Source organism: Amycolatopsis ruanii (assembly GCF_003385175.1).
GTDB classification, from domain to species: Bacteria; Actinomycetota; Actinomycetes; order Mycobacteriales; family Pseudonocardiaceae; genus Amycolatopsis_E; species Amycolatopsis_E thermalba.
On sequence record NZ_PQHY01000030.1, the window covers coordinates 37,828 to 57,880 of the forward strand.

Sequence of the window (20,053 nt, forward strand, 5' to 3'; positions counted from 1 at the left end):
AGCGGGATTATCCTCCCGGTCACCTGGGGTGACCGTCGCCCGGAACGACTACCATGGATTGTCGCGGACGAAGGGGACATCGTGAACGATCTCATCGACACCACAGAGATGTACTTGAAGACCATCTTCGAGCTCGAAGAGGAAGGTGTCGTACCGCTGCGCGCCCGCATCGCCGAACGGCTGCAGCAGAGCGGTCCGACAGTCAGCCAGACGGTGGCCCGCATGGAACGCGACGGGCTGGTGCGCGTCGCCGACGACCGCCACCTGCAGCTCACCGACCACGGGCGGGAGCTCGCCATCGCCGTCATGCGCAAGCACCGCCTCGCGGAGCGGCTGCTGCTCGACGTGATCGGCCTGGAGTGGGAGCACGTGCACACCGAGGCCTGCCACTGGGAGCACGTCATGAGCGAGGCGGTGGAGCGCAAGCTGGTCCGGCTGCTCGACCACCCGACCACCTCGCCCTACGGCAACCCGATCCCCGGTCTGGACAAGCTCGGCGAGGGCGGGCTGCCCGCGCCGCCGGCCGAGGCCGACCTGGTGCGGCTGGACGACTTCGCGCGCTCCGGCGGCGGCAAGGCGGAGATCCGGCGCCTGGCCGAGCACATCCAGCTCGACGAGAAGCTGATGGTCGACCTGAAGAAGGCGGGAGTCGCCCCCGGCAGCGTCGTGTCGGTGAGCCGCGCGGACGGCGGCGGCACCGCCGAGCTGACCGGTGAGCTCGGCGCGGTCCAGGTGCCCATGTCGGTGCTGCACGCGGTTCTGGCGCAGGCCAAGTGAGCTCCGCGAGCGAGGCCGCGGAGGCGTTCCGGTCCGTGCACGGGCGGGCCCCGGCCGGGGTGTGGTCGGCGCCCGGCCGGGTCAACCTCATCGGCGAGCACACCGACTACAACGACGGCTTCGTGCTGCCGTTCGCCCTGCCGCACCGGCTGGCCGCCGCCGCGTCCCCGCGGACCGACCAGGTCCTCACCGTGTCCACCCTCGGCTCCGACGGACGCATCCAGGAAGCCGAGCCGGTCACGATCCCCGACCTGCGTCCCGGTGGTGTCGACGGTTGGTCCGCGTACCCGGCCGGTGTGGCGTGGGTGCTGCGCGACCACGGCGTCGAGCGCGGCGCCGACGTCGTGCTGGCCGGTGACGTCCCCACCGGAGCCGGGCTGTCCTCCTCCGCCGCGCCGTAGTGCGCGGTGGCGCTGGCCCTGCTGGGGCTGGCCGGTGAGGACGACCCGGGGCTGGAACGGCGGGCCGAGATCGCCCGCTGGGCCCAGCGCGCCGAGAACGACTTCGTCGGCGTCCCGACGGGCGTGCTCGACCAGACCGCGTCGCTGTGCTGCGCCGACGGGCACGTGCTGTTCCTCGACGTCCGCTCGGGCGACATGGAACAGGTGCCCTTCGACGCCGCGGCCGCGGGCCTGCGCATCCTGGCCATCGACACGCGCGTCAAGCACGCCCACAGCGAGAGCGGCTACGGCGAGCGCCGCAAGGGCACCGAACGCGCCGCCGACCTGCTCGGCGTCAAGGCGCTGCGGGACGTGGGCCCGGACGACCTGGCCGGCGCGCTCGCGCGGCTGCCCGCCGACCTCGGCCCGCTCGTCCGTCACATCGTGACGGAGAACCAGCGTGTGCTCGACGTCGTCGCCCTGCTCCGCGACGGCCGGATCGGCGACATCGGCCCGCTGCTGGCCGCCTCGCACGTCAGCATGCGCGACGACTACCGCATCTCCTGCCCGGAACTGGACCTCGCGGTGGACGTGGCCAACGCCAGCGGCGCCCTCGGCGCGCGGATGACCGGCGGCGGGTTCGGCGGCACCGCGATCGCCCTCGTGCCGGAGTCCGCTGTGGACACCGTGGAGGCGGCTGTCATGGCGGCCTTCGACCGCGCGGGCTACCGCGCGCCGCGTGCCTTCGTGGCGGTCCCGTCCCCCGGCGCACGGCGCGACGAGCTGTAGCCCGGGCGGGCCGAGCCTGTGCGTGGCTCACAGGTCGATGGTCCACACTGGCGGACACCTCCTTTTCGTTCTCGAGAAAGGCTTCGATGGCTTCCGACTCCTCCCGCCTCAAGCTGATCGTCACGGGCGGTGCCGGTTACGTGGGCAGTGTGTGCACGGCCCGTCTGCTGGAGGCCGGGCACGAGGTCGTCGTGGTGGACGACCTGTCCACCGGCCACGCGGACGCCGTCCCCGACGGCGCGCGCTTCGTCGAGGGCGACGCCGCCGACGCGACGGCGTCCCTGCTCGGCGAGGGCTTCGACGGCGTGCTGCACTTCGCGGCGAAGTCCCTCGTCGGCGAGTCGATGCAGGACCCGGCCAAGTACTGGCACGGGAACGTGATCACCTCCATCCGGTTGCTCGACGCGATGCGTGCGCACGGCACGCCTCGCCTGGTGTTCTCCTCGACGGCGGCGACCTACGGCGAGCCGGAGCGCAGCCCGATCCCGGAGACCGCGCCGACGATGCCGACCAACACCTACGGCGCGTCGAAGCTGGCCATCGACCACGCGATCACCAGCTACGCGCGGGCCCACGGGCTGGCCGCCGTGAGCCTGCGGTACTTCAACGTCGCCGGCGCCTACGGCCGCTACGGGGAGCGGCACACCACCGAAACCCACCTGATCCCGCTGGTGCTGCAGGTCGCCACCGGGGACCGGCCGCAGGTCAGCATCTTCGGCGAGGACTACCCCACCGACGACGGGACGGCCATCCGCGACTACATCCACGTCGCCGACCTCGCCGACGCCCACCTGCTCGCGCTGACGCACGCGCGGGCCGGTGAGCACCGCATCTACAACCTGGGCAACGGCACCGGGTTCTCCGTGCGCCAGGTCATCGAGGCCTGCCGGGCGGTCACCGGGCACCCGATCCCGGCCGAGGTGGCGCCCCGCCGGGCCGGCGACCCCGCGATCCTCGTGGCGGCCAGCGACCGGGCGCGCGAGGAGCTCGGCTGGAAGGGCGAGCGCGCCGACCTGGAAGTTATCGTCCGCGACGCGTGGCGCTTCACCCAGGAGCGGCAGGCGCTCGGGGGCTGAGGCGCCCGGTTCTGCCGGTGGTGCCGCGGCTCGCGGGGCGTGGTGAGCGGGATGCGGCTGGGGTTGTGGCGGCCGGTTGCCGGTGGTGCCGCCGGTCGGGTTTCCGGTGCGGGGCTGGCCCTTGGGTGAGCATGCCTGCCGACGTCCGGCGGGACCTGAACTGCCGGAGGCTCCCGCGCTGGTGCCGCAGCGCAGTAGCTCCCGACCGGCAGGCCCCTCCGAGGGCTGACGCCCTGGGCCGGCCCCGCGACAGCAGCCATCGGCTCCCCCGTCCAGGGCGCATGTCCCGGTGGGTCCCGCAGCTGCTGCTCGGAGGGTGAGGCTCTCGGCCGTGCCGATGCTCCTGCGGCTGGTGCCGCAGGACAGTGGCTCCCGGTAGGCAGCCGGGAGCGGCTCACACGGGGGGAGTCCGGTAACGACCACGCCGCGCGCAACCCGACAGCGGCCCACGCCGTACGCAGCCGGGGACCGGCCCACGCCGTACGTAGCCGGAAAGCACACACCGTCGGCAACCCGACCCCTACGCAACCAGGGAGCGGCCCGCGCCGCGGGCAACCCGACAGCGGCCGACGCCGTAGGGAACCTGGGAGCTGCCCACCCCGGGCGACCCAGGAGTGGGCCACGCCGTACGCAGCCGGGGAGCGGCCTACGCCGCAGGCAACCGGTTAGCGGACCGCGCCGTAGGCAGCCGGGGAGCGGCTCACACCGCAGGGAGGCAGGCCCAGGCAGCCGCCGCTCAGAGTTGAAGGGGCTGGGCTTCCCGGTGCGGCTGCGCTGGGGACGCATCCGCTGTGACTCCCTGTCGTCAGTCGCGTGTTGCGGTGATGTCCTGGCTGCGGTCCTGGGTGCAGGCCGCCAGCTCGACATTCCCTCCGGGGCCGGCGCTGCCGGGCTTACGGGGGTGGCGGCATCAAGCCTCCCTCCTGGCAGTGGCTCAGTCGGCGTAGTGCGTCGGGTGGGAGTTGGCGCGTCAGGCAGATCTGGAGCAGCTCCGCGAGGCGGTGGCCGGGGTGAGCGGCGAGGGCGTTGTCGAACGCGAGGGCGGCCAGGACGCCGTCACCGCGGCGGTAGGCCGCGTAGCCGAGCAGCAGCGCCGCCTCGGCGCGTTCCGGGGGCGGGGTGCGGCGCACCAGTTCCAGCCAAAGGCGTTCGGCCGCGGCCGCCGGGGGTTCGCCGGGTGGTTCGGCCGTCGTGAGGCAACGGTCGCGCACCCTGAGGTCCGACAAGGCCATCGCCAGGGACACGACGTCCTCGTCGCTCAGGTCGAAATCACCCGCCACGGCCCGGGCCAGCGCGGCACGGACCACGGCGACGTGCCCGGCCGGCTCCGCCACACGGGACGACCCCATCGCGGGCGCATCCGGCCTCGCGTCGGCCGCTGCTGCCAGCAACCGATCCCGGCGCTCGATCGCGGCCGGGTCGTCCGGGTCGAGTTGCCGCGCCAGCTCCTCCCGGCTGCCGTAGGTCACCTGGCCGTTCGTCGCCATGGCCGCGGCCAGCACCGTCTCCCGATCGTCCGGCAGGACGCCCGGCCGGCAGTCCTCGTGGTAGCACCGCCACGGCGCGCCGCCGCGGATCTCCGGCACCCACAGGGCGTGGTCGACCGGCCGCCCGGCGGCCTCGCACTCGGCGACGAGCCGGTGGGCCAGGCGGTGGTGCGGCAGCGTGCCCGGCGGCGCGCGGTGGCCGGGACGGCAGCCGACGATGAGGACCGTCACCCCGGCGCCGGGATGTCGGAGCACGCAGCGCACGAGCTCGCGCACCGCGTCCGGCTCGCACGTCTCGTCCGGCAGATCCGCGCGGATCACCGGGATGATCCTGCGCCTCCTGCCCCGGCTGTGGTTGAGCAGGACGACGGACGGCCCGGGCCGGTACGACAGCAGGTGCGGAACCGCCGCGATGAGTTCGCCGGGGTCGGAGATGCGGACGGTGATCCGGCCGTCCGTGCCGGTGCTGGTGGTCGTGGAAGTCATGCACCCACTATGCGGCAGAAAACAGGCCGGGAAAGAACAGAACGAGATTCTGTGGATGACTGAGGACGATGTGGACAACTCGCCGGCCCCTGGAGCAGACGGCGGATTCTTGTCGGGGGTATGGGGTAAGGTGCGCGCCCCCGTGCCCGGTCCACAGTAGACCCGACCCGGTATGCCGATGACCGGCACGACATCGTGTGGTTTTACCGTACGGTTACCCGAGCGGGGCACGAATCCGCTTAGCTGGACGTTATGCCGGGCATGAAATGGCGTGTCGTGCTCGCCGGGGTCGGCGCGGGCCTCGCCGCGGCCGTGGTCGTGACGTCGCTGACCGTCGGCAAGGCGGACACCGGCTCGGTGCCCGTCGCGGCGCCGAGCGCGCTGCCGTCGGCCGGCACCACAACGACACCGTCCAGCGCCCCGAGCAGCACAGCCCACTCGACGCTGAGCGAGGACGAGCGCGTGCGTCTCGCCGGCGCCGCGACCCGCGCGGTGACCGGCGAGGTGCCCGGGACCACCGTCGGCCTCGCCCTCTACGACACCGCCACCGGTGAACTGCTGGCATCCGCCAACGGGGACCGGCCGTTCTACGCGGCCTCGGTGGTCAAACTGCTGATGGCGCTCGACGTGCTGCACACCGGCGGGTGGCACGCCCCGAGCGACGCGCAGCGCGAGCGCATCGTCGAAATGCTGTCGCTCAGCCACGACGGTGAGGCGGACTCGTTGTGGAACTCCGGCGGGCGCGGGTCGATCATCACGCGGATGGCTGATTTGATGAACCTGCGAGGCACCCAGCCGCCGCGGGTTTCCGACCAGTGGGAGATGACCAGGACCACCCCGAACGACCTGGTGGCCATCTACCGGTACCTGACGAGCCAGGTCCCGCCCGAGGCCCGGCAGCCGATCCTCGACGGGCTGGCCGGGATCCGGACCCCGGCCGCGGACGGGTTCCCGCAGTACTTCGGCATCCCGGACGGCCTGCCGGGGCTGCCGCGCGCGGTGAAGCAGGGCTGGATGGAGATCAGCCGGGCCGTCGTGCTGAACACGACCGGGCTGGTCGGACAGCACTACCGCTACGTCGCGGTGCTGCTGACCGAACTGCCGCTCGGGACGAGCTACGCGACGGGGCGCGCCGCGCTGACGGCCGGGATCAGCGCGTTGCGGCCGACCGTGGCCGGCCTGCCCTGACCCCCTTCCGGGCGTCGCGGTTGCGAGCGGGGAGCATGGCTAGACTTCCGGGCCGATGGCCGGGAAACTGCACAACCGCGTCGCTTCGGTGGCTTGCGCCGCGCTCGCGCAGCGCAAGTACGTCGCTCCTGTCGACCTGTTCACCGCGCTCGGCTGGGTGCATCCGTCCCGCGTCGAAGAGTGGCGTCGTGGGCGGTTCAGTCCGCTCGCGAAGGAACTGCCCGTCGACAACGCGCGCATCGCCGAAGCCTTGCGGTGCCTCGATGTCTGGGCGCGGGAGAACGGGCTGACGCGGTCCGACAGCGCTTACGTCGCCGGCACCCGCGATCGCCGCGATCTGCGGTTCACCGACGACGACGGGCTCGACCGCCTGTGCCGCACGCACTGGCTCGCGCCGGGTCTGACGGAGAAGCAACGGGAACGCCTCACCGAGCGGCAGAACAAGGCGCCGGACCTGGCCGTGACCGTCGCCGGTACCTCGTGGACCTGCGCGGGGTGCGCCGGCCGGGGCGAGGCCGGTGAGCTGCACCTGCCCGAGGGCGAGGGCCACCTGTGCCTGGCGTGCGCCGACTTCGACCACCTGGTCTTCCTGCCCGCCGGCAACGCCGCGCTGTCCCGCCGCGCCAAGCAGGAAAGCACCCTCGCCGTGCTGGTCCTGCGGTTCAACCGGCGCCGCAAACGCCACGAGCGCCAGGGGATCCTCGTCGAAGAGGCCGCGCTGGAGCGGGCCGAACAGCAGTGCCTCGCCGACGAGGACGTCCGTGCCCGGCGGCGGGAACGGGACGCGCACCGCCGCGCCGCGCAGGACGTCGAGTTCCAGGCCGGCTTCGCCGACGCCATCCGGCGGCTGTACCCCGGCTGCCCGCCGGACCGGGCCCGGGCGATCGCCGAGCACGCCGGGACGCGGGGCAGCGGGCGCGTGGGGCGGTCGGCGGCGGGGCGGGCGCTGGACGAGGAAGCGGTGCGGCTCGCGGTGATCGCTTCGGTGCGGCACCTGGACACCGGCTACGACCGGATGCTCATGGACGGTGTGCCGCGCGCCGACGCCCGTGAGCGCATCCGGCCGGATCTCGACCGCGTGCTGGTGCGCTGGGCGCGGGCTTGAGCGCGGGGCGTCGGCCGCACGGCTGCGGAGGCGCGCTGGGTGCTCGACGCCGGTGGGTCTCGACTACGGGTGGCGCGACGTGCGTTGGGGTGGCGGGTGCGCCCCCTGGGGCGGCACGGACGCGTGCGGCGCGAGGGGTAGCGCACCGCGTGTGGAGGCGCCGGGAGTTGCGTCCCGTGCACCGGCCGTGGCGGGTGCGAGCGACCTCAGCCCTGCGCGATGTACGCCGCCAGCTGCTGCTGCGTCGCCTCCAGCTCTTCCATCCGGGTCTTCACCACGTCGCCGATGCTGACGATCCCGGCCAGCCGTCCGTCCTCGAGGACGGGGACGTGCCGCACCCGGCGCTGCGTCATCAGCACGCTCAGGTCGTCCACCGAATCGCGCGGGGTGCACGTCGCCACGACCCTCGTCATGATCTCCGACACCGGCCGCTCCAGCAGGGCCGGCCCGTGTTCGTGCAGCTGGCGCACCACGTCCCGCTCCGAGACGATGCCCTCGATGCCGCCCTCCCCGGCCACGACCATCGCACCCACGTTGTGCTCGGCCAGCCCGGCGAGCAGATCGGTGATGGACGCCTCGGGCCGCACCGTGGCCACCCAGTTCCCCTTGCTCCGCAGTACGTCGGCGATCCGCATCGGCAGCCTCCCAGCTGGACGTGACCCGGCTCACATCAGGTTAGAGCCCGGTCGCTGTCCGCGAAAGCCCGCAGCTCACGCAGTCCCGCTTCGATGTGGTCACGCGGGATCGCGCCGAACCCGAAGACGAGTCCGTCCAGGGCATCCCGCACCGCCGTGAAGTCACCCAGCGTGTAGATCCGCACCCCGGCCCGCCGCGCGGCTCGCACCATCGGACGTACCGGCGTCGCGCTGAAAGCACTCAGATGGAGTCCCGCCGACGACGGGATCAGCCGCAGCTCCGGGAACTCCCGCGCGACGACCCGGGACACCAGCTCGCGCCGGGCGGCGTACTCGCGGCGGGTGCGCCGGATGTGCCGCGCGAACTCGCCGCTGTCCATGAACTCCGCCAGCGCCGCCTGCGTGACGCTCGCCGAATGCCAGTCGGTCAGGTACTTCGCCTTCGCCAGGGCCGGCCGCAGCCCCGGTGGGGCGACCAGGAACCCGAGCCGCAACCCGGGCAGCAGCACCTTGGAAAACGATCCGATGTAGAGCACGCGCCCGCTGGAATCGATGCTGCGCAACGGTTCCAGCGGACGGCCGGTGTAGCGGAACTCGGTGTCGTAGTCGTCCTCCAGGATCGCCGCGTCGTGACGGCGCGCCCAGTCGATCAGGGCCACGCGCCGCGCCATCGACATCGGCACCCCGAGCGGGAACTGGTGCGACGGCGTCACGTACACCAGGCGGCAGTCGTCCGGGATGGCGTCGACCACGATGCCCTCGTCGTCCACCGGCACCCCGACCGGGCGCGCCCCCAGCGTGGCGAACAGCTGACGCGGCGGCGGGTAGCCCGGGTCCTCGACCGCGACCCGGGCGCCCGGCTCGATCAGCACCCGGGCGGCGAGGTCCACCGCCTGCTGCGATCCGTTGGTGACCAGCACGTCGTCCGCGGTGGCCCGGACCGCCCGGGACACCCCGATGTGCCGCGCGATCGCCTCCCGCAGGCCGGGGTGCCCCTGCGGATCGCCGTAGGTGAGCAGGTCGTGCCGGGACCGGCGCAGCTGCTGGGTCACCAGGCGGCGCCAGGTGTCGAACGGGAACAGCGACACGTCCGGCGCGCCCGAGCGGAAGTCGAACCGCGGCCGCTCGCGGAACCGGTCCGGCGGGCGGGGCACGTCGTCCCACACCGCGGTCGCGGTCAGCGACTCCGGGCCGCCCCGCGGCGGGTGGCCGTCCCGCCGGGCGCCCGCGCCCGGGAACGTGCCCGCACCGACCCGCGATTCCAGGAAACCCTCGGCGACCAGGCGGTCGTAGGCCGCGCTGACCGTGTTGCGCGACACCGCCAGCCGCTGCGCCAGCTCGCGTGTGGGCGGCAGCGCGTCCCCGTCGCGCAGGCGCCCGTCGAGGATCGCCTCGCGGATCTGGCGGTAGATGGCATCCCGCCGGCCGCGGCCGGCCCCCAGCTCGATCTGGATGTCCATCTCCCGAGTCTAATTGGCCCACCTCACTACGCCGAGTTTTGGCCCTCCAGCAGGGCCGCTTGCGGCATACGGTGACCACATGGACATCCGAGACCTCGACCGGCGGGTCCTCACCACCGTCGACAAGATCGTTTCCGGCGTCACCGACCTCGGGCTGCGCACGCCGTGCACGGGGTGGACGCTCGGCGACCTGCTCATCCACCAGGTCAGTGAGAACCACGCCTTCGCCGTGGCCCTGCGTGACGGCGCGGCGCCGGATTGGTCGAGCGGCACCCTCGGCGACGACCCGTACCGCGCCTACGCCGACTCCGTCGACGCCTTCCTCGCCGCCTCCGCCGACGACACCGTGCTGGACCGTCAGGTGACCATCCGCGAATTCGGCACCTTCCCCGGTCCGGTCGCGCTCACCATGCACCTGGTCGACTCGGTCGCCCACGGCTGGGACCTCGCCCGCACCCTCGACGCGCCCTACGACCCGGACCCCGAAGCCGTGCACGTCGCGCTGCTGTTCGCCGAGCGGATGCGCGCCCGGCCCCGTCCCGGCGACGACGTCTTCGCCCCCGCCGTCGAGATCGCCGCGGGCGCCGCGGAGCTGGACCGGTTCCTCGCGCTGACCGGCCGGGACCCCGCCTGGCGTTGAAAACCATCCCCACCTGGCAGGATGGGGACATGGCCGACGAAGACCCGTACCTGTGGCTCGAGGACGTGACCGGCGAGCGGGCGCTCGACTGGGTTCGGCAGCGCAACGCCGAATCGGTCGCCGAGCTCACCGGGAGCACGCGGTTCGAGCAGCTGCGCGACGAAGCCCGCGAGGTGCTCGACGCCGACGACCGGATCCCCTACATCCGCCGCCGCGGCGAGTACTTCTACAACTTCTGGCAGGACGCCGCGCACCCGCGCGGGTTGTGGCGGCGCACCACGCTCGCCTCCTACCGCACCGAGCGGCCCGAGTGGGAGGTCCTGCTCGACGTCGACGCGCTCGCCGCGGCCGAGGGCGAGAACTGGGTCTGGCAGGGCGCTGCGGTGCTGCGTCCGTCGTACCGGCGCGGGCTGGCGGAGCTGTCCCGCGGCGGCGCGGACGCGGCCGTCGTGCGCGAGTTCGACCTCGAGGCGCGGGAGTTCGTCACGGGCGGGTTCGAGCTGCCGGAGGCCAAGAGCCGGGTCGGCTGGATCGACGAGGACCGCATCTACGTCGGCACCGACTTCGGCCCCGGGTCGATGACCACGTCCGGCTATCCGCGGATCATCAAGGAGTGGCGCCGCGGCACGCCGCTCGCCGACGCCGTCACGGTCTTCGAAGGCAAGCCCGACGACGTCGCGGTGTTCGCCTACCACGACCCGACGCCGGGCTTCGAGCGCGATTTCGTCGGCCGCTCCCTGGATTTCTACCGCACGGAGAAGTTCCTGCGCACCGCGGACGGCCTGGTCAAGCTCGACGTGCCCGAGGACGCGCAGACCACCACGCGCAAGGAGTGGCTGCTGATCCGCACCCGCAGCGCGTGGAGCGTCGGCGGACGGGAGTACGCGCCCGGCACGCTGCTCGCCGCGCGGTTCGACGACTACCTGGCCGGCGATCGCGACCTCACCGTCCTGTTCGAGCCGGACGGGCGCACCTCGCTCGAGGCGTGGGACTGGACGCGGAACCACCTGCTGCTGACCACCCTGGCCGACGTGCACACCGAGCTGCACGTCCTCACGCCCGGCGCGGACGGCTGGCGCCGGGAACCACTGGCCGGGGCGCCCGAGCTGGGCACCGCGGAGATCATCGACACCGATCCCGACCACAGCGACGAGTACCTGCTCAACACCAGCGGCTTCACGCAGCCCTCGACGCTCTCGTACGGGCACGTCGGCGGCGGCACCGAGGTGCTCAAGCAGGCCCCGGCCCGGTTCGACGCCACGGACATCACCGTCGAGCAGCACTTCGCCACGTCGAACGACGGCACGCGGATCCCGTACTTTGTGGTGCGGCCCCGCAACGGGGACGGGCCGACGATGCTCACCGGCTACGGCGGGTTCGAGGTGTCCCGCCTGCCCGCCTACAGCGGCGTGATCGGCCGGGGCTGGCTCGCGCGCGGCGGCACGTACGTGCTCGCGAACATCCGCGGCGGTGGCGAGTACGGGCCCGGCTGGCACACCGGCGCGATCAAGGAAAACCGGTACCTGGTCTACGAGGACTTCGCCGCGGTCGCCGCGGACCTCGTCGAACGCGGCATCACCACGCCGCAGCGGCTGGGCATCCAGGGCGGCAGCAACGGCGGCCTGCTGATGGGCGTCATGCTCACCCGCTACCCCGAGCTGTTCGGCGCGATCGTCAGCCAGGTGCCGCTGCTCGACATGAAGCGCTACCACCTGCTGCTCGCCGGGGCGTCCTGGATGGCCGAGTACGGCGACCCGGACGACCCGGCCGAGTGGGAGTACCTCGGGAAGTACTCGCCGTACCAGAACGTCCACAAGGGACGGGCCTACCCGCCCACGCTGTTCATGACGTCCACCCGCGACGATCGCGTGCACCCGGCGCACGCGCGCAAGATGATGGCGCGCATGCTCGAACAGGGGCACGACGTGCGGTACTACGAGAACATCGAGGGCGGGCACGGCGCCGCGGCCGACAACGAGCAGCTGGCCTACAAGTGGGCCCTGCTGTTCGAGTTCCTCTGGCAGAAGCTCAGCAGCTGACCGCTCGCCGCCACCGCCGCGGCGAGCACGAACGCCCAGCCGAACGAGCCGGTGGCCACCACCGCGCCCATCGCCGCGACGCCGACGGTCGCCCCGACCTGGCGGACGGCGTTGAGCAGGCCACCGGCCGTTCCGGCGTAGCCCTCGGGGGCGGCGGTCACCACGCCGGTGACGAGCGCGGGCAGCGCGAGGGAGACGCCGAACCCGAGCAGCAGGAGGCCGCACGCCAGCAGCGGGTAGGGCGCGTGGACGGTGGCGGCCAGGACGGCGGCACCGGCGGTCAGCAGCGTCAGCCCGGCGACGACCGGCAGGCGCGGGCCGCGGGCGGCGACGATCCGGCTGGTCAGCAGCGGGTTGAACGCGGTGGGCAGCGTGAGCGGCAGGAACGCCAGGCCGGTTTCGACCGGGGTGAGGTGACGCTCGTCCTGCAGCAGCAGGGTCACCGCGAACAACGCGCCGGAGAGCACGAAGTTGACCGCCGCGCCGGCGAACAGGTTCACGGCGACGCCCCGGGTGCGCACCAGGACCGGCGGCACGGACGGGTTCGCGGCGCGGCGTTCCCGGTGCACGAACAGGGCCAGGACCAGCAGGGCGAGGACGGCCGCGACGGGCTGGGCGTCGACGATGGCCTCGGTCAGCAGGCCGAGGAACACGCACGCGGCGAGCTGGGACTTGACGTCGAACCGGCGCCCGGGCGGTGCCGTCTCGCGGCCGCGGGTGAGAGCCAGCCCGAGGGCCGCGAGTGGCACGTTGACGAGGAACACCGCGCGCCAGCCGGCGAGGTCGACCAGTACCCCACCGGCGATCGGCCCGGCGGCGAGCGCGACGCCGGTGATCGCGGCCCAGGCGCCGAGCGCCTTCGCGCGGGCGGCCGGGTCCGGGTGCAGGCGGCTGATCAGGGCGAGCGAGCTGGGCAGGCACGCCGCGCCCGCGACGCCGAGCAGGACGCGCAGCACGACGAGGAGGGTCAGGTTCGGCGCGGCGGCCGAGACCAGGGAGAGGACGCCGAAGCTCGCCACGCCCCAGCGGAACACGCGCAGCGGGCCGAACCGGTCCGCGAGCGCGCCGCCGCCGAGCAGGAACGCGGCGAACGAGACGGTGTAGCCGTTGACCACCCACTGCTGCCCGGCGACCGAGCCGCCGAGGTCGGCGCGGATGCCGGGCAGCGCGACGGTGAGCACGGTGGTGTCCAGCAGGACGAGGAAGTAGGCGAGGGAGACTCCGAGGAGGCTGCCCCGGGTGGAGGTTGTGGTCACGGCGGCGACTCTCCGGTTTTCGGGGCTGCTGCTCAACGGGCTGAGCCTGATGCGGCGTTCGGTTTTCCCGGATGCGGGGTGGTTAAGGTGATTTTCATGGGGGTGGGGGTCGGAGTCGCCTGCCCGGCGGCACCCACTCTTGGGCGGCGCCGGGGCCGGAGTCCCGTGGCCAGCGGTACCACTCGCGGAGCTGCGGCGGTGCCGGCACCACATCGCGGTCCACTCGAAACCACCCAGAATCCGGTCGCCGACCTGCGCGTTCGCCTTTTCCGAATGCCTTCTCGGTAGAGTGATCGCATGGAGTTGCGGCAGTTGCGGGCCTTCGTCGCGGTCGCGGGGGCCGGTACGGTCACCGGGGCGGCCGGGCGGCTCGGGTTGTCGCCCGCGACCGTGTCCGAGCACGTGCGCTCGCTGGAGTCCTCGCTCGGCGTGGTGCTGTTCGATCGGAAACCGACCGGGATGGTGCTCGGCGAGCGGGGCCGCGGGCTGCTGCCCGAGGCGCGGCGCCTGCTGGACCAGGCCGAGTCGATCCGGCGCCTGGTGAGCGACGAGCGGACCCGGTTCACCATCGGCGCGCTCGAAACGCTCGTCGCCACGCGGCTGCCCGCGGTGGCCGCCCGGCTCGGGGACCGGCGGCCGGACGTCGATCTGGCGGTGCGGTCGTTGATGCGGCAGCCGTTGCTGCGCGCGGTGTCGGACGGGTCCCTCGACGCCGGGCTGCTGCTCGACACCGGAACGGCGTTGGGCACGCTGGGTTTCGACGGCGGTGATCTGTCCTTCGTGGACATCGACACGGTGCGGCTGTTCCTGGTGGCCCGGCCGGGGTACGACGGCGACGCCCTGCTGGTCACCCCGAGCGGCTGTTCGTTCCGGATGGCCGCCGACCGGCTCCTGGGCACCGGCGGGAAACGGCTGGAGTTCGACAGCGTCTCGACGATCCGCGCGTGGGTGGCGCAGGGCCTCGGAACCGCCCTGCTGCCCGACTTCGCGGTCGGCGGTGACCTCGCGGAGGGCACGCTCGTCGCGCTGCCGCTCGACGACCCGGCCGAGCTGGCGTTGCGCGTGGTGTGGCGCACCGATCGCGAGGACGGCCTGCGCGAGGTCCTCTACGCGATGGCGGCCTGAGCGGCCAGGAACTCCTCGAACGTGACGCGGCCCGTCGCGTTCGGGGTCAGGTGGTGGCCCGCCCGGTAGGCGCGGCCGGTGGCGCCGGGGAACGGCACCGGCACCAGCGCACGGCGTCGTCCCTTGCCGCGCAACGAAGCCCGGGCCAGGTCGGCGAAGTCGCGGACCTCCGGGCCACCCAGGTCGGGTGCCCGACCGGCGGGCTCACCGAGGGCGAGGTCCGCCAGGCGCGCGGCGACCTCGCCGGCGTCGACGGGCTGGGCGCGGAACCCGGCGGGGTACAGGACGACCGGCAGGAACCGCTGGACCTCCACGAGGCGGCACACCAGGTCGTGGAACTGCGTGGCACGCAGGATCGTCCACGGCAGACCGGACGCGACGACGGCCTCCTCCGCGGCGAGCTTGGCCCGGTAGTACGGGAGCGGGATCCGGTCGACACCGACGATCGAGATGAACACGAGATGCGGGGTGTCGTGGCGCCGGGCCGTGTCGAGGAGCGCTTTCGTGGTGGCGACGTCCTTGCCGCCGAGGGTCGTGGCGCAATGCACGATCACATCCGCGCCACGCACCGCCGCGTCGATGCCGTCGTGGCTGCGGAGGTCGCCGGTGCGCCAGGCGTAGGGCGTGGCCGCGGGCGCCGCACGACGGCTCAGCACGCGCACTTCCCGTCCCGGCGCGAGAAGCCGCCGGGCCACCTGCCGGCCGAGCACACCGGTCCCACCGGTGACGAGGATCGTTTCGCTCATACCGACAAGACTCGGTAGCCGACCGGAACGTGACAAGGTGCCAGATGAGTCCCTCAGTCGATCGGCAGCAGGGGTGCTTGCTCGACACGCAACTGTTGTAGTAACGCCCTCAGCTCACGACGGTCGGCCACGTGACGGCCCCCTGCCGAGATCAAGCGCTGATTACCCGGCGATGCGCTGCCCATGCTGTCGAGCACGAAGACGGGACGGCTTCCGCGAAGCGCGACCTCCCCGGCCTTCAGCGTTCCCCCGGTGTCCCGCGCCTCGACGACGACCAGAGCACGACTCAGTCCCACGATGACTTGATTACGAGTCATGGCCGCCCCGGCCGTCCATCGCTGGGCCGGCGGGAACTGCGAGACGACCAGCATGTTCGCGCCCACCGCCGTGCCGAGCTCTCGGTAGGGCGCCTTCATCCGGAAGTGATCGATTCCCTCCGCCAGGACCGCGATCGTCGTTCCCCCCGCTTCGAGCGCCGCGAGGTGACCCGCCGTGTCCACGCCTTTCGCATACCCGGACACGACTGCGATGCCGAGGCGGGCGGCTTCCGCTCCGCAGGCCCGTGCCGCGCGAATTCCCCCGTCGCTCGCGTCGCGGGAGCCGCACACCCCTACGGCAGGCCGCTCCAGCAGCTCCATCGGCCCCAAGCAGAACAAGGCCGGTGGGGCACCGCTGAATCGACGCAAAGAATCTGGATACCGAGGGTCGTCACAGAGCAACGGGCGTACACCGCGTTCCCACAAACGCGCAGCCGTCGCCTCGGCGTTCTCACGATCCGGAGCAGGAAGATGGGCGATCAAATCCAGAATCTGTGATCGCCCCGAGCGCAAGAGGCTGCGCGTCGCGCGGCGCGCGCCACCCGCAGCGGGCCCTGCCAACAGGGCGAACGCCAACTCGCGCTCGCCGGCCGCCTGATCGCCAAGCGACACTCCTGTGCTCATTCATTCCACAATCGCTCGCAGGGGTACCGCGACGAAGTATAGCCTGTGCCCCGTTAGCGGAATCGACCTCACGGACGACCGTTCTGTGGAATGATCGGGGCCGCAGCGACGTTCACTCCTGGGAGGTTTCCCGACTTGTCCGCTTCATCGGGAATCACGCGTTATCGGCCCGACCACCGCGGAAATCGACTCGACGCCTGGTCGATCGAGCAATCCGGGTCCACGACGTTACTGAAAATCCGCGGCTCAAAGGAGATCGCGGAACACATCCTCGGTGCGCTCCCCCGCGCGGAGGCGCAAACGCCTGGGCGCGACTCCGAATGGACCTGCCTCTTTCGGATGGACTTCCGTCCTCCTGACGAGCTGACCGATTTTCTGAGACTCCTCGAGGAGGTTCTCGTACTCAGGGTCCGGGGGAGGTACTACCTCGATGGGGCCGTCGCTTTCGACTTCTACAAGATTCCAGATACCGACGGAACCCTGCGGGATTCACCGACCGCGATACTGATGCGTGCCGCCAAAGACTACGGACCGCACAGCGACGAGCAACGGCATGAGACCGAGCGGTTTCTCTGCAAGAGACTCAGCCGGATCGTTCGCGAACACCTGTGGTTCGACAAGGCGACCAAGATAGTTCCCGTGCCAGGACACGACAGCAAGGAGGTAAGCGCAAGTATGCGGATCGGCACCGCCGTCGCGCGTGAAACCGGACGAGAAATTGTCGAGGTGAAACGTCGCATTTCATCACGGCCGCCTGCCAAGGAAATGTCCCGCGCCGATCGCGCCTCATTCCGCTGGGAGTACAGAGTCGACGAAGACCTGGAGGGGCAGACGGTCCTCCTGATCGACGACGTTTACGAGACCGGACAGACCATGGACGGGGTCGCGGCAGCGGCGAAATACAGCGGGGCCAAGACGGTGGTCGGGCTCGCCGCGCTTCGGACCCTGAGCAACTGATCCGCCGCCGGGAATGCCCCGCCGTGAAAGCCGCTGTGGGGTGGGACGACCGTCCCACCCCACAGCAGACTTCGTTCTCGGGCGCCCCGAGGTGGGTCTGCTACACCACCTCAAACCCGGTCATGCGATCAGCTGCAGCCGGACGTGGCGCCGCAGCCCTCGCAGGCGTAGCAGGAGCCCGCGGGGCGCATCTTGGTGCCGCAGGTCATGCACAGCGGCGCGTCGGCCGCCTTGCCGAGGTGCAGCTCCATCAGCTCGGCCGTGCTGTGCGCCGGGTGGGGCTGCTCGGCCGGCTCGGCCTTCGCCGGGCTCGAGTCGACCGTGCTGCGCAGCGCCTCCAGGTCGACCTGCTCGGCCGGCTGCGCGCCGTAGCCCGTCTCCACCTGGGCGGCGCGCTCGGCCGCCGTGAAGATGCCCAGCTCGGCCCGCTTCTCGTACGGCAGGTAGTCCAGCGCGAGACGGCGGAACAGGTAGTCCAGCACGCTGGTGGCGATCCGGATGTCCGGGTCGTCGGTCATGCCGGCCGGCTCGAAGCGCAGGTTCGAGAACTTCGAGACGTAGAACTCCAGCGGGATGCCGTACTGCAGGCCCACCGAGATCGACATCGAGAAGGCGTCCATGACACCCGCCAGCGTCGAACCCTGCTTGCCCAGCTTCACGAAGATCTCGCCCAGCCCGTCGTCCGGGTAGGAACCCGCGTGCAGGTAGCCCTCGGCGCCGCCGACCGTGAACGACAGGGTCTGGCTCGGGCGCTTCTTCGGCAGCCGCTTGCGGATCGGCTTGTACTCGACGACCTTCTCCGGCGCTGAAGCTTCGGCCACCTCGGCCTTCTTCTTCGCGCTGGACAGCGGCTGCCCGACCTTGCAGTTGTCGCGGTAGATCGCCAGCGCCTTGAGGCCCAGCTTCCAGCCCTGGAAGTAGATCTCCTCGATGTCCTCGACCGTCGCCGTCTCCGGCATGTTCACGGTCTTGGAGATCGCGCCGGACAGGAACGGCTGCACGGCGGCCATCATCCGCACGTGGCCCATCGGCGCGATGGACCGCTCACCGATGGCGCAGTCGTACACCTCGTAGTGCTCCGGGCGCAGGCCCGGCGCGTCGACCACGTGACCGTGCTCGGCGATGTACTCGACGATCGCCTCGATCTGCTCGTCCTGGTAGCCCAGGGTCTTGAGCGACCGCGGGATGGTCTGGTTGACGATCTGCATGGACCCGCCGCCGACGAGCTTCTTGAACTTCACCAGCGAGAAGTCCGGCTCGATGCCGGTGGTGTCGCAGTCCATCATGAAGCCGATGGTGCCGGTCGGCGCGAGCACGCTGGCCTGCGCGTTGCGCCAGCCGTTCTTCGTGCCGATCTCGATGCCGTTGCGCCACTCCCGGGTGGCCAGGTCACGGATCGTGGCGTCGTTGGTGTGCATCGTGCGGATCGCGTCGTTGGCCGCCGCGTGCTTGCGCATGACGCGCTGGTGCGCCTCGGCGTTGCGGCTGTAGCCCTCGTACGCGCCGACCACGCCGGCCATCTCCGCCGAGCGGCGGTAGGAGGTGCCGGTCATCAGCGACGTGATGCTCGCGGCGAGCGCCCGGCCGCCGTCGGAGTCGTAGGCGTGCCCGGTGGCCATCAGCAGCGCGCCCAGGTTGGCGTAGCCGATGCCCAGCTGGCGGAACTTGCGGGTGGTCTCGCCGATCGACTCGGTCGGGAAGTCCGCGAAGCAGATCGAGATGTCCATCGCGGTGATGACGAACTCGACCGCCTTGACGAACAGCTCACCGTCGAACATGCCGTCGTCCTTGAGGAACTTCAGCAGGTTCAGCGACGCCAGGTTGCAGCTGGAGTTGTCCAGGTGCATGTACTCGCTGCACGGGTTCGACGCGGTGATCCGGCCCGACTCGGGGCAGGTGTGCCAGTCGTTGATCGTGTCGTCGTACTGCAGCCCCGGGTCGGCGCACTCCCACGCGGCCTGGGCCATCGAGCGGAACAGCTTCTTCGCGCCGACGGTGTCGATGACCTCGCCGGTCAGGCGAGCCCGCAGGCCGAACTCGGCGTCCGACTCGACCGCGCGCATGAACTCGTCGCTGACGCGCACCGAGTTGTTGGCGTTCTGGTACTGCACCGAGGTGATGTCGGCGCCGGAGAGGTCCATGTCGAAGCCGGCGTCGCGCAGGACGCGGATCTTCTGCTCCTCGCGCGCCTTGGTCTGGATGAACTCCTCGATGTCCGGGTGGTCGACGTCGAGGACGACCATCTTCGCGGCGCGGCGGGTGGCACCGCCGGACTTGATGGTGCCCGCGGAGGCGTCCGCGCCACGCATGAACGACACCGGCCCGGAGGCCGTGCCGCCCGAGGACAGCAGCTCCTTGGAGGAGCGGATGCGGGAGAGGTTGATGCCCGCGCCGGACCCGCCGCGGAAGATCATCCCCTCTTCCTTGTACCAGTCGAGGATCGACTCCATGGTGTCGTCGACCGCGAGGATGAAGCAGGCCGAGACCTGCTGCTTGGAGGAGGTGCCGACGTTGAACCACACCGGGGAGTTGAAGCTGAACACCTGGTGCAGCAGCATCCAGGTCAGCTCGTGCTCGAAGATCTCCGCGTCGGTGGCCGTCGCGAAGTAGCCGTGCTCGGTGCCCGCCTTGACGTAGGCGTGCACGACGCGGTCGATGAGCTGCTTGAGGCTGCGCTCGCGCTGCGGGCTGCCGACCGCACCGCGGAAGTACTTGCTGGTGACGATGTTGGTCGCGTTCATCGACCAGAACTCGGGGAACTCGACGCCCCGCTGCTCGAAGTTGATCGACCCGTCACGCCAGTTGGTCATGACGACGTCACGCTGCTCCCAGGTGACCTCGTCGTACGGGTGCACGCCCTCGGTGGTGAACACCCGGCTGATCTTCAGCCCCCGCTTGCCCTTCTTGGCGGCCTTGCCGCCCGTCGTGCCGGCACCCACGGTCTCCGTCATGGATTCGTCCCTCCC

15 protein-coding genes and 1 pseudogene are annotated in these 20,053 nt (G+C 71.6%); 9 read left to right on the forward strand and 7 right to left on the reverse strand.

Annotated features, from left to right (window positions below; translation table 11 throughout):
• The first annotated feature begins 81 nt into the window (after nt 1–81).
• The 3 genes and pseudogenes from D0D28_RS18090 (at nt 82) to galE (ending at nt 3,022) form a co-directional block, all read left to right on the forward strand.
• Nucleotides 82–777: a metal-dependent transcriptional regulator gene (locus D0D28_RS18090; protein WP_116111380.1), complete on the forward strand. Its 696-nt coding sequence runs from the start codon at nt 82–84 to the stop codon at nt 775–777.
• Nucleotides 774–1,946: pseudogene (galK, locus tag D0D28_RS18095) on the forward strand (galactokinase). The gene D0D28_RS18090 and the pseudogene galK overlap by 4 nt, the downstream one beginning before the upstream one ends.
• Nucleotides 1,947–2,032: 86 nt before the next feature.
• Nucleotides 2,033–3,022 (forward strand): UDP-glucose 4-epimerase GalE, encoded by a 990-nt coding sequence (gene galE, locus D0D28_RS18100; protein ID WP_116111381.1) that lies wholly within the window; start codon nt 2,033–2,035, stop codon nt 3,020–3,022.
• A gap of 893 nt (nt 3,023–3,915) precedes the next feature.
• Here the strand turns inward: galE and D0D28_RS18105 are convergent.
• Nucleotides 3,916–4,995 (reverse strand): DUF4192 domain-containing protein, encoded by a 1,080-nt coding sequence (locus tag D0D28_RS18105; protein WP_116111382.1) that lies wholly within the window; start codon nt 4,993–4,995, stop codon nt 3,916–3,918.
• A gap of 261 nt (nt 4,996–5,256) precedes the next feature.
• On the opposite strand from D0D28_RS18105, the gene D0D28_RS18110 reads away from it, so the two are divergent.
• Both D0D28_RS18110 and D0D28_RS18115 read left to right on the forward strand, forming a co-directional pair.
• A complete protein-coding gene (locus D0D28_RS18110) occupies nt 5,257–6,183 on the forward strand; it encodes a hypothetical protein (protein ID WP_240323254.1) in 927 nt (308 codons plus the stop codon).
• Nucleotides 6,184–6,238: 55 nt separating this feature from the next.
• Entirely contained in the window at nt 6,239–7,288 is a 1,050-nt protein-coding gene (locus D0D28_RS18115; RefSeq protein ID WP_116111384.1) for a DUF2293 domain-containing protein, read from the forward strand.
• A 206-nt stretch (nt 7,289–7,494) separates the two neighbouring features.
• Here the strand turns inward: D0D28_RS18115 and D0D28_RS18120 are convergent, their stop codons facing one another.
• Nucleotides 7,495–7,923 carry a CBS domain-containing protein gene (locus D0D28_RS18120; protein WP_094007516.1) on the reverse strand — a complete coding sequence of 143 codons (429 nt, stop codon included), beginning with the start codon at nt 7,921–7,923 and terminating at the stop codon, nt 7,495–7,497.
• A gap of 35 nt (nt 7,924–7,958) precedes the next feature.
• A complete protein-coding gene (locus D0D28_RS18125) occupies nt 7,959–9,383 on the reverse strand; it encodes a PLP-dependent aminotransferase family protein (RefSeq protein ID WP_116111385.1) in 1,425 nt (474 codons plus the stop codon).
• 79 nt (nt 9,384–9,462) lie between these two features.
• Here D0D28_RS18125 and D0D28_RS18130 point away from each other — a divergent pair, with 79 nt between their 5' ends.
• Nucleotides 9,463–10,023, forward strand: a complete 561-nt coding sequence (locus tag D0D28_RS18130) for a TIGR03086 family metal-binding protein (protein ID WP_116111386.1) — start codon at nt 9,463–9,465, stop codon at nt 10,021–10,023.
• Nucleotides 10,024–10,052: 29 nt separating this feature from the next.
• Nucleotides 10,053–12,062 carry a prolyl oligopeptidase family serine peptidase gene (locus D0D28_RS18135; protein WP_116111387.1) on the forward strand — a complete coding sequence of 670 codons (2,010 nt, stop codon included), beginning with the start codon at nt 10,053–10,055 and terminating at the stop codon, nt 12,060–12,062.
• On the opposite strand, the gene D0D28_RS18140 is transcribed toward D0D28_RS18135, so the two are convergent.
• Nucleotides 12,011–13,318: an MFS transporter gene (locus tag D0D28_RS18140; protein WP_116111388.1), complete on the reverse strand. Its 1,308-nt coding sequence runs from the start codon at nt 13,316–13,318 to the stop codon at nt 12,011–12,013. The two genes, D0D28_RS18135 and D0D28_RS18140, sit on opposite strands and share 52 nt — an antisense overlap.
• Before the next feature lie 297 nt (nt 13,319–13,615).
• Between D0D28_RS18140 and D0D28_RS18145 the strand changes: the two genes are divergently transcribed.
• Nucleotides 13,616–14,443 carry a LysR family transcriptional regulator gene (locus tag D0D28_RS18145; RefSeq protein WP_116111389.1) on the forward strand — a complete coding sequence of 276 codons (828 nt, stop codon included), beginning with the start codon at nt 13,616–13,618 and terminating at the stop codon, nt 14,441–14,443.
• Here the strand turns inward: D0D28_RS18145 and D0D28_RS18150 are convergent.
• Together D0D28_RS18150 and D0D28_RS18155 are read right to left on the reverse strand one after the other, a co-directional pair.
• On the reverse strand, nt 14,425–15,189 hold the full coding sequence (locus D0D28_RS18150; protein WP_116111390.1) for an SDR family oxidoreductase: 765 nt from the start codon (nt 15,187–15,189) through the stop codon (nt 14,425–14,427). The genes D0D28_RS18145 and D0D28_RS18150 overlap by 19 nt on opposite strands.
• A gap of 53 nt (nt 15,190–15,242) precedes the next feature.
• The gene (locus D0D28_RS18155) at nt 15,243–16,130 is read right to left on the reverse strand and encodes a DNA-processing protein DprA (RefSeq protein WP_116111391.1); all 888 of its coding nucleotides are present in this window, start codon (nt 16,128–16,130) and stop codon (nt 15,243–15,245) included.
• A 135-nt stretch (nt 16,131–16,265) separates the two neighbouring features.
• Between D0D28_RS18155 and D0D28_RS18160 the strand changes: the two genes are divergently transcribed.
• Nucleotides 16,266–17,087 (forward strand): ComF family protein, encoded by an 822-nt coding sequence (locus tag D0D28_RS18160; protein WP_162831108.1) that lies wholly within the window; start codon nt 16,266–16,268, stop codon nt 17,085–17,087.
• 128 nt (nt 17,088–17,215) lie between these two features.
• On the opposite strand, the gene D0D28_RS18165 is transcribed toward D0D28_RS18160, so the two are convergent.
• Nucleotides 17,216–20,038, reverse strand: coding sequence for a vitamin B12-dependent ribonucleotide reductase (locus D0D28_RS18165; RefSeq protein WP_094007509.1), 2,823 nt, complete (start codon nt 20,036–20,038; stop codon nt 17,216–17,218).
• Nucleotides 20,039–20,053 lie beyond the last annotated feature (15 nt).